The sequence below is a fragment of the Microvirga sp. Mcv34 genome, assembly GCF_024519725.1.
Taxonomy (GTDB): Bacteria; Pseudomonadota; Alphaproteobacteria; order Rhizobiales; family Beijerinckiaceae; genus Microvirga.
The window spans coordinates 1-8196 of record NZ_JALJRK010000134.1; the positions used below are offsets into that span (position 1 = coordinate 1).

The 8196-nt window shown below is 60.2% G+C and carries 6 protein-coding genes and 1 pseudogene; 5 read left to right on the top strand and 2 right to left on the bottom strand.

The window, feature by feature from the left end; all coding sequences use genetic code 11:
• Positions 1-264: 264 nt before the first annotated feature.
• Positions 265-680: pseudogene (gene flgC / locus OC446_RS28320) on the bottom strand (flagellar basal body rod protein FlgC).
• A 1032-nt stretch (positions 681-1712) separates the two neighbouring features.
• Here flgC and OC446_RS28325 point away from each other — a divergent pair.
• From OC446_RS28325 to OC446_RS28345, 5 genes are all read left to right on the top strand, one after another.
• Positions 1713-2813 (top strand): ABC transporter ATP-binding protein, encoded by a 1101-nt coding sequence (locus OC446_RS28325; protein WP_262032278.1) that lies wholly within the window; start codon positions 1713-1715, stop codon positions 2811-2813.
• Positions 2810-3706, top strand: a complete 897-nt coding sequence (locus tag OC446_RS28330; RefSeq protein WP_262032279.1) for a carbohydrate ABC transporter permease — start codon at positions 2810-2812, stop codon at positions 3704-3706. Before OC446_RS28325 ends, OC446_RS28330 begins: the two co-directional genes overlap by 4 nt.
• 104 nt (positions 3707-3810) lie before the next feature.
• Positions 3811-4587 (top strand): carbohydrate ABC transporter permease, encoded by a 777-nt coding sequence (locus OC446_RS28335; RefSeq protein ID WP_262032282.1) that lies wholly within the window; start codon positions 3811-3813, stop codon positions 4585-4587.
• Positions 4588-4598: 11 nt separating this feature from the next.
• Positions 4599-4880 carry a DUF2160 domain-containing protein gene (locus OC446_RS28340; RefSeq protein ID WP_262032280.1) on the top strand — a complete coding sequence of 94 codons (282 nt, stop codon included), beginning with the start codon at positions 4599-4601 and terminating at the stop codon, positions 4878-4880.
• 154 nt (positions 4881-5034) lie between these two features.
• On the top strand, positions 5035-6738 hold the full coding sequence (locus OC446_RS28345) for an ABC transporter substrate-binding protein (protein WP_262032283.1): 1704 nt from the start codon (positions 5035-5037) through the stop codon (positions 6736-6738).
• Between the two features lie 265 nt (positions 6739-7003).
• Here the strand turns inward: OC446_RS28345 and OC446_RS28350 are convergent, their stop codons facing one another.
• Positions 7004-7972 (bottom strand): hypothetical protein, encoded by a 969-nt coding sequence (locus tag OC446_RS28350; protein WP_262032281.1) that lies wholly within the window; start codon positions 7970-7972, stop codon positions 7004-7006.
• Between the last annotated feature and the right edge of the window lie 224 nt (positions 7973-8196).

Below are 8196 nucleotides of genomic sequence, written 5' to 3' on the forward strand. Positions count from 1 at the left end.
AAGTGCTTAAGCTACATCCGCCAGCCCTCATCCCTCTTCCGATGCATAAGAACGGCTAGCGTGGTCACGGCATTGCAACTGCTCATCACTCCGAGCGCAGAGGCTGTGATGGGCGTCCGGCACCTGATCAGGTCGACGACCTGCCAGCTGATGCTGGGCCGAGGGTCTGTACCTCTGAAGAAGAATGGGTGCCCACAAGACAAGGGCCTACAGCATCTCCCGAAAATCGATTATCCCGGCGGCCGCGATACTGCACTGACCATATCAGCCTTTCAACAGATCGATTGTTGCGCTGATCATCGCCCGTGCCTGCTTCATCATCTGCAGGTTGGTTTGATATGAGCGATTGGCTTCACTCATGTCGGCCATTTCGACCAGCATGTTGACCATGGGCTTCTTGACCATCCCATTCTCATCAGCTGCCGGGTTGCCTGGGTCGTAGTCAACCGGGAAGGGAGCATCGTCCGTTCCGACGTCCTTCACGGCAACCGTGGCGGCATCGAGCGTGCGCTCGAGTTCCGCCTTGAAGGTAATCGTCTTGCGAGCATAGGGTCGAAGCCGGGTGTCCGGCCTGTGGACTGGGCGTTCGCGATGTTCTCCGACACAACGCGGAGACGAGCCAATTGAGCTTGTAGACCGGCGCCCGAGAGTTTCGCGGAAGCGACAAAGGGATCAGTCATCATGAAGTCCTTACGCTGGTGACAAGCAAGCATCGTCAAGACGTGTTTGACCTCTCAACCTTCCATGAGGCTGATGTGATGGTGTTATCGTCCTCTACCCTTGACGACAATTTCGTTTGAAATCCACCAGGTCGCCACTGCGATCATCGGAGCGCAGGCTTTGAAGCAACGCACGGGCATGGCAAACGGAATCTCCGCGATCAACAAGGCGCTGAGCAAGAAGAGAGTTCCGGAACGAGCCAAATCAGCCTGATGTCACACGGGAACTGCTCGATCCGCAGAGTAAGCGTTCGATGTCGTCCCCAGCGCCAGGAGGGCTGCCTCCTTGCCGGATCCCCGTGGACCACTTTCGTCCCAACGACTCAAGAGGGTCCAGGTAAGGTTCGGCCGCGACCACAAGCGCCTAATGAGCCCCACACGACGGTTGTGGCAGCGCCGACGCCATAGCCCGCTGGCCACACTGGGCAGTGCCGAGCAGCGCTGTCCTGCTCGCTCCTGCCATGCCGTGCCTTCATGCGCACAAGCCAGTCAGTTCCATGACGGTTCGGAGCGGGATCCCTCTGACCTGGACGAGCCAGAAGTCGCTCTAGCCCCGCAACCAAGCCTTGAGACTAACCGGCGGCACCGGTCCTTGTAGATCACCCCTTTAGAAGGGCACATCCAGCAATCAGTGCTCAACCTTAGCCACTTGCCTTCTCCACTTGGCGCATTTACGCTTACCGGAAGAGTATAGACAAGAAGTCCGGGCCGGTACCGTACCGTTCCCGACGGGCGATGATGCTCGCGATCTTAGCATCAAGCCTGCGGTATGACTTCGCTGGTAGTTGAGTTGGCGTTGATTGTTGTGAATGCGTACTCTCTGGTGCTGTGATGAGTCCCTATTCGTTTCGCCACACGACAAGACCTAGGTGGTTCCACTGGGCTGCGTCGGGTGCTCATGCCGAGTACTCTCGCTAAGTTTGAATGTCACAAAATCGGTTAGCGCTGAGGGACCTGATACCGTGGGAGATACAACGTTCGAGGACACCGGCTATGGCTCGTATTGCGCTCGATCACCTTGCGCACTCCTATAAGATCAGTCCACAAAGCCCCGACGAGTTCGCACTTCGCGAAATCAACCACCGCTGGGATCAGGGTGGCGCCTATGCTCTGCTGGGCCCCTCCGGCTGCGGCAAGACCACGCTTCTTAACATCATCTCGGGCCTGGTGCGCCCGACGCGCGGACGCGTGCGCTTCGACGATCTCGACGTGACGGATCTACCAACGGAGGCGCGCAACATCGCGCAGGTGTTCCAGTTCCCGGTGGTCTACGACACCATGACCGTACGCGAGAATCTGGCCTTCCCGCTCAAGAACCGCCATGTGCCCCGCGACAGGACGGCCCAGCGGGTGGAGGAGATCGCGCGCCTTCTCGATCTCACCCGCGTGCTCGACCGCAAGGCCAGCAATCTCACGGCGGATATGAAGCAAAAGATCTCCCTCGGACGCGGTCTCGTGCGTCCCGACGTGGCGGCGATCCTGTTCGACGAACCGCTCACCGTAATCGACCCGCATCTGAAGTGGCAGTTGCGCTCAACGCTGAAGGAAATCCATCGCGCGCTCGACATCACCATGATCTACGTGACGCACGATCAGACTGAAGCGCTGACCTTTGCCGACAAGGTCGTGGTGATGCATGACGGCGCCGTGGTGCAAACCGGAACACCCGACGAGCTGTTCGAGCGCCCGGCCCATACCTTCGTGGGCCACTTCATCGGCTCGCCTGGCATGAACATCCTGCCCTGCCGGGTCGAAGGCGCCACCGCCTTCATCGGCAACGAAGTCATAGCCCTGCAGCGGCTTTATCGCACCCTGGCAGACGGCGAGCGCGTCGAACTCGGCATTCGGCCCGAGTTCGTGCGGCTCGGGCCCAAGGGCTCCGGATTGCCCGTGAGGGTCAGACGGATCGACGATATCGGTCGTGCCCGTATCGCGCGGGTGGAGATGGGTGAACGCTCCCTCGTCGCCAGCGTTCCGGACGGCATTTCTATCGAGGGGAGCGAGGCAGCGCTCGCCCTCGATCTTCGCCAGGTTCATATCTATGCCAATGGGCATCTGGTTTCCGGCGAGCCCCTGGGAGGCTATGGCGCATGACGAAGGTTCTCAACAATAAGGCCTGGTTCTTCGTCTTGCCGGTCTTCGCCATCGTGGCATTCTCGGCCGTCCTGCCGCTGATGACCGTGGTGAACTACTCGGTCCAGGACACCTTCGGCAACAATCAGTTCTTCTGGAACGGGATTGCCTGGTTCCAGGAGCTGCTCGACCCGTCGACGGAACTCGGCGGGCGCTTCTTCGAGGCGTTGTGGCGCACGCTGCTCTTCTCGGCGATCATTCTCCTGATCGAGGTGCCGCTTGGTATCGCCGTGGCGCTCGCCATGCCGCGGGAGGGCTGGACAGTGGCGCTCTGCCTCGTGCTCATGGCGCTGCCGCTGCTCATTCCGTGGAACGTGGTCGGCACCATCTGGCAGGTCTTCGCCCGCGGCGATATCGGCCTCCTCGGCTGGGTCGTCAATCACCTCGGGATCGACTACAACTACACGGGCGACCCGCTGGACGCCTGGATCACCATCGTCGTCATGGACGTGTGGCATTGGACGAGCCTCGTCGCCCTCCTGTGCTATGCCGGGCTCAAATCCATCCCGGACGCCTATTATCAGGCTGCCCGGATCGACGGCGCCTCGCGCTGGGCGATCTTCCGCACGATCCAGCTTCCCAAGATGCGGCGGGTGCTGCTGATCGCGGTGCTGCTGCGCTTCATGGATTCGTTCATGATCTACACGGAGCCCTTCGTGCTCACCGGCGGCGGGCCGGGCAATGCCACCACCTTCCTGTCCATCGACCTGGTGAAGCTGGCGCTCGGCCAGTTCGATCTCGGGAAGGCCGCCGCCATGTCGCTGGTCTACAACCTGATCATCCTCGCCATCTGCTGGGTCTTCTACACCGTCATGACCAACGTGGACGCCGAACGCGAGAGGGTCGAAGCATGACCGGAACCATCGCCGTCGGCGGATCCGAGACGAAGCCCCTTGCCGCCCCTGTGACGGCGAACCGCGCCCTATCGGGACCGTGGGTGAGCGGGCGGGTGGTAGTGATGACGCTCTACCTCCTGTTCCTGATGCTGCCGATCTACTGGCTCGTCAACATGAGCCTGAAGACCAACCTGGAGATCACCTCCGGCCTCACGCTCTGGCCGCAGGAGATCACCTTCGACAACTACGTCAAGATCTTCACCGACGCGAGCTGGTACTCAGGGTACATCAATTCGCTGACCTATGTGGTGATCAACACGGTGCTGTCGATCGCCTTCGCGCTGCCGGCGGCCTACGCCTTCTCGCGCTACAGGTTCCTCGGCGACAAGCACCTGTTCTTCTGGCTTCTGACCAACCGCATGGCGCCGCCCGCGGTCTTCGCCCTGCCTTTCTTCAACCTTTACTCGGCCATCGGCCTGTTCGACACGCCCTGGGCGGTCGCACTGGCCCATTGCCTGTTCAACGTGCCCCTGGCCGTGTGGATCCTGGAGGGCTTCATGTCCGGCGTGCCGCGGGAGATCGACGAGACGGCCGCCATCGATGGTTACTCCTTCCCGCGTTTCTTCATCAAGATCTTCATGCCGCTGATTGCGTCCGGCATCGGGGTCGCGGCCTTCTTCTGCTTCATGTTCTCGTGGGTCGAGCTCTTGCTGGCGCGCACGCTCACTTCGGTCAATGCCAAGCCCATTGCCGCCACCATGACCCGCACGGTCTCAGCCTCCGGCATGGATTGGGGTATGCTGGCCGCCGCCGGCGTGCTCACCATCGTGCCAGGCGCCCTCGTGATCTGGTTCGTCCGCAACTACATCGCCAAGGGCTTTGCCCTGGGCCGGGTCTGAAGGAGAGCGCCATGCCTGATTTCGCCTGGATGGCCTGGACGTGGCAGACCGGCCTCTTCTTCGCAGCTATCGCAAGCCTTCTGCTGATCATGACTCTGCTGGCAGTCTATCGTCCCGAGACGGAGCGGGTCGGTGCCTTACGCATTCCGACGACGCGCGGCGACCGGCTCTTCATTTCCCTTCTCGGCTCAGCGTTCATCCACCTCGCTTGGCTTGGGCTCGTTGGCCCGGGCCTGTGGTGGGCCTCCGGCCTTTCCCTGCTCTACGCAGCTCTCGTGTTCCGCTACGTCTAGGAGGGAAATGGCTCAACAAGGCTCTCTGGTTTGCCCGGACCGGAGGGAACAAGACCAGCGCGCAAGCCGGCCAGGGCACAACTGGGAGGAACGAATGAAACTCACCCAATCTCACCGGCACCTGAAACTGTTCATCTCGACGAGCGTCCTCGCCATGGCGCTCGGCTCAAGCGTCGCTCTCGCCGGGATGGAAGAAGCCCGTCGCTGGATCGACAGTGAATTCCAGCCATCTACCCTCTCCAAGGACGAGCAGCTGAAGGAGATGGAATGGTTCGTGAACGCGGCCAAGCCCTTCGTCGGCCAGGAAATCAACGTGGTGTCCGAGACCATCACGACCCATGAATACGAAGCCAAGACTCTGGCCAAGGCGTTCACGGAGATCACCGGCATCAAGGTCAACCACGACCTGATTCAGGAAGGCGATGTTGTGGAGAAGATCCAGACTCAGATGCAGTCGGGTCGTAACATCTATGATGCCTGGGTCAATGATACGGACTTCGTAGGTACGCATGCGCGCTATGGCCAAGTCGTAAACCTCACTGATTGGATGGCAGGCGAGGGCAAGGATGTCACCTCGCCAACCCTCGACACTGACGACTTTATCGGCAAGGCTTTTGCGACCTGGACCGATGGTAAGCTCTATCAACTGCCTGACCAGCAGTTCGCGAACCTGTATTGGTTCCGCTACGACTGGTTCCAGCGCCCGGACATCAAGGAGAAGTTCAAGGCCAAGTACGGCTACGACCTCGGCGTGCCGGTGAACTGGTCGGCCTATGAGGACATCGCCGAGTTCTTCACCAACGATGTGAAGGAGATCGACGGCGTCAAGGTCTATGGCCACATGGACTACGGCAAGAAGGCACCGGATCTTGGCTGGCGCTTCACTGATGCCTGGCTGGTGATGGCGGGCAACGGTGATAAGGGCCTGCCAAACGGCAAGCCTGTCGACGAGTGGGGGATCCGCATGGAGGGCTGCCGTCCCGTCGGCTCCTCGGTCGAGCGCGGCGGCGATGCGAACGGTCCAGCAGCGGTCTATTCCGTGACGAAGTATGTGGAGTGGCTCAAGAAGTATGCTCCACCGCAAGCAAACGGGATGAATTTTTATGATTCAGGGCCGGTACCGGCGCAGGGCAACATCGCCCAGCAGATCTTCTGGTACACCGCATTTACGGCCGACCTGGTCAAGCCAGGGCTGCCCGTGGTGAATGCGGACGGAACGCCGAAATGGCGCATGGCGCCTTCGCCGCACGGCGCTTACTGGAAAGAGGGCATGAAGCTCGGCTACCAGGATGCTGGCTCCTGGACGCTTCTGAAGTCCACACCGCTGGAGCGCCGTAAGGCAGCTTGGCTCTATGCTCAGTTTGTGACCTCCAAGACGGTCTCGCTGAAGAAGAGCCATGTGGGCCTTACCTTCATCCGCGAGAGCGACATCTGGGACAAGAGCTTCACCGAACGGGCTCCGAAGCTCGGCGGGCTCATCGAGTTCTACCGCTCACCCGCTCGGGCGCAGTGGACACCGACAGGAGTGAACGTGCCGGATTACCCGAAGCTCGCGCAGCTCTGGTGGCAGAACATCGGTGACGCTTCGTCGGGCGCTAAGACGCCGCAGGAGGCTATGAACTCGCTGGCAGCTGCCCAGGACGAGGTGCTCGGACGTCTTGAGCGCGCCAACGTGCAGGGCGAGTGTGGACCGAAGCTGAACCCGAAGACCTCCGCCGAGGAGTGGTTCAAGAAGGCCGCAGCCTCCGGTACCATCGCGCCCCAGCGCAAGCTGGAGAACGAGAAGCCGAAGGGCGAGACGGTGGATTATGACACGCTCATTAAGAGCTGGCCCGCCTCACCGCCGAAGCGCAGCTAGTCCATTCTCCTGACAAATTCCTGTATGAGTACCCGAGAGGGACGGATGTCCCTCTCGCTTTACCAAGACGGTGTGGATTTTCTCTCGGATTTATTATTGCCGGCTATCTGTCCGAAAACCATAACGCGAAGACCCGCCATTGCACGATTGAACTTTCAGAACGTCGCGTGGAGAGGCAAGCTTGCTGCCGGCCAGCATCGCCGTTTTGGACAGAGTTGGTCGTTTGTCTGCGAGAGGTAGACCTCCCTGGTTGGCGAGCCTCAAGCTACGTGACGCGACCTACAAGATGGTAGTCTTTGGTCACAAGCCCAACCTGAGAGCCACTGCGGAAGTACGGCGACCACCAAAAGACGCCGGATTTTCGCGTTTTGAAATGTCCACGGACAAAATGGGACCTGATTAGTCTCGCGTCTCTCTCAACACCCTTGTCATAGGCGATCCGCTGCTTGAGCCTGGGAGCGATCCGACAGATTGTATGTGACAGAAGTTCTGGCTGCCCCCGCTTGTGGCGGGCGCGGTTCAGCCGGTCGAGATTGGAGGCCTCAGTCACCGCGGCATTGCGGCTATTCATCAGAACGAGGGCAGCGAGCCAGTACAACGGTTCGCCTGTCCAGTCATTCGTGGCGGCCGTGCTCAGGCGCCTCAATATCGATGCGCCATCCGGCTGGGACCGCAGTCTTGTGAACACGTCTTTATGGTAGTTCGACTCCGTGGGAGCAGTTAGCCGCTCCAATCGCGCAGCCGCCTCAACGTCAGCCGATCTGGAAAGGTGAGCAAATCGCGTCGGATCAAAATGCGCCTTCTGCCAGAACCAATCTGTCGTTGCATCATTCTCGAGGTCGATCAGGAAAGCAGTTGAACTCAAATCAGAGCGGCCGTCTCGAAATGACCACGCCAGATGAACAAGCCACTGACTCCAGTTTCCGATGGATCGAATGAGCACGCCAACACGCAGAACACTCGGGCCCTGTCTCGTCAGTTGCATTCCATGGCCGATAAAGCTTTCGCGATAGCTGTGTGCCGTCTCGAACCAGCACAATTCAAAAGGTAGGCGGCAAGCGGGCAGCGCGCGCTCAAACGCGGCCGGGTTGGATCGCTTGAGTTCGTCTGCCGCTGCTGCAAAATCTTGGTCCAAGTCGAACCTCTGGGCTCGCCGCAAATCCTGGACGAGCTTGTCGCGCCCGGAGCCGAGGACGACGAAGTCCGCATTGGCTATGAGTTCGTCAGCTAGCATCGACGCTCCCACGCTTGTCCGGTTTGTCGAACCCCAGCGGCGCGGCCACGGTCCAGCCAGGATGTCGTGCCTGACATGCTTCCTCTTGGGTCTATTCGTCCAAACGAGCAGTGGTCTTGCACGATGCGGGGACACCCCTGGGTCACCGCTGTGGCCGCGCTCGCCCTAGTACTACTGTGTCATAAACTGACGGGTCGGGGTATAGTCGGAGGTGCCATCATACG

What these genes read in the sequence shown, in the direction of transcription:
- OC446_RS28330 (WP_262032279.1), top strand. Translation starts at nt 2,810, where the DNA reads ATGACGAAGGTTCTCAACAATAAGGCCTGGTTCTTCGTCTTGCCGGTC.
- OC446_RS28335 (WP_262032282.1), top strand. Translation starts at nt 3,811, where the DNA reads ATGACGCTCTACCTCCTGTTCCTGATGCTGCCGATCTACTGGCTCGTC.
- OC446_RS28325 (WP_262032278.1), top strand. Translation starts at nt 1,713, where the DNA reads ATGGCTCGTATTGCGCTCGATCACCTTGCGCACTCCTATAAGATCAGT.
- OC446_RS28350 (WP_262032281.1), bottom strand. Translation starts at nt 7,972, where the DNA reads ATGCTAGCTGACGAACTCATAGCCAATGCGGACTTCGTCGTCCTCGGC.
- OC446_RS28340 (WP_262032280.1), top strand. Translation starts at nt 4,599, where the DNA reads ATGCCTGATTTCGCCTGGATGGCCTGGACGTGGCAGACCGGCCTCTTC.
- OC446_RS28345 (WP_262032283.1), top strand. Translation starts at nt 5,035, where the DNA reads ATGGCGCTCGGCTCAAGCGTCGCTCTCGCCGGGATGGAAGAAGCCCGT.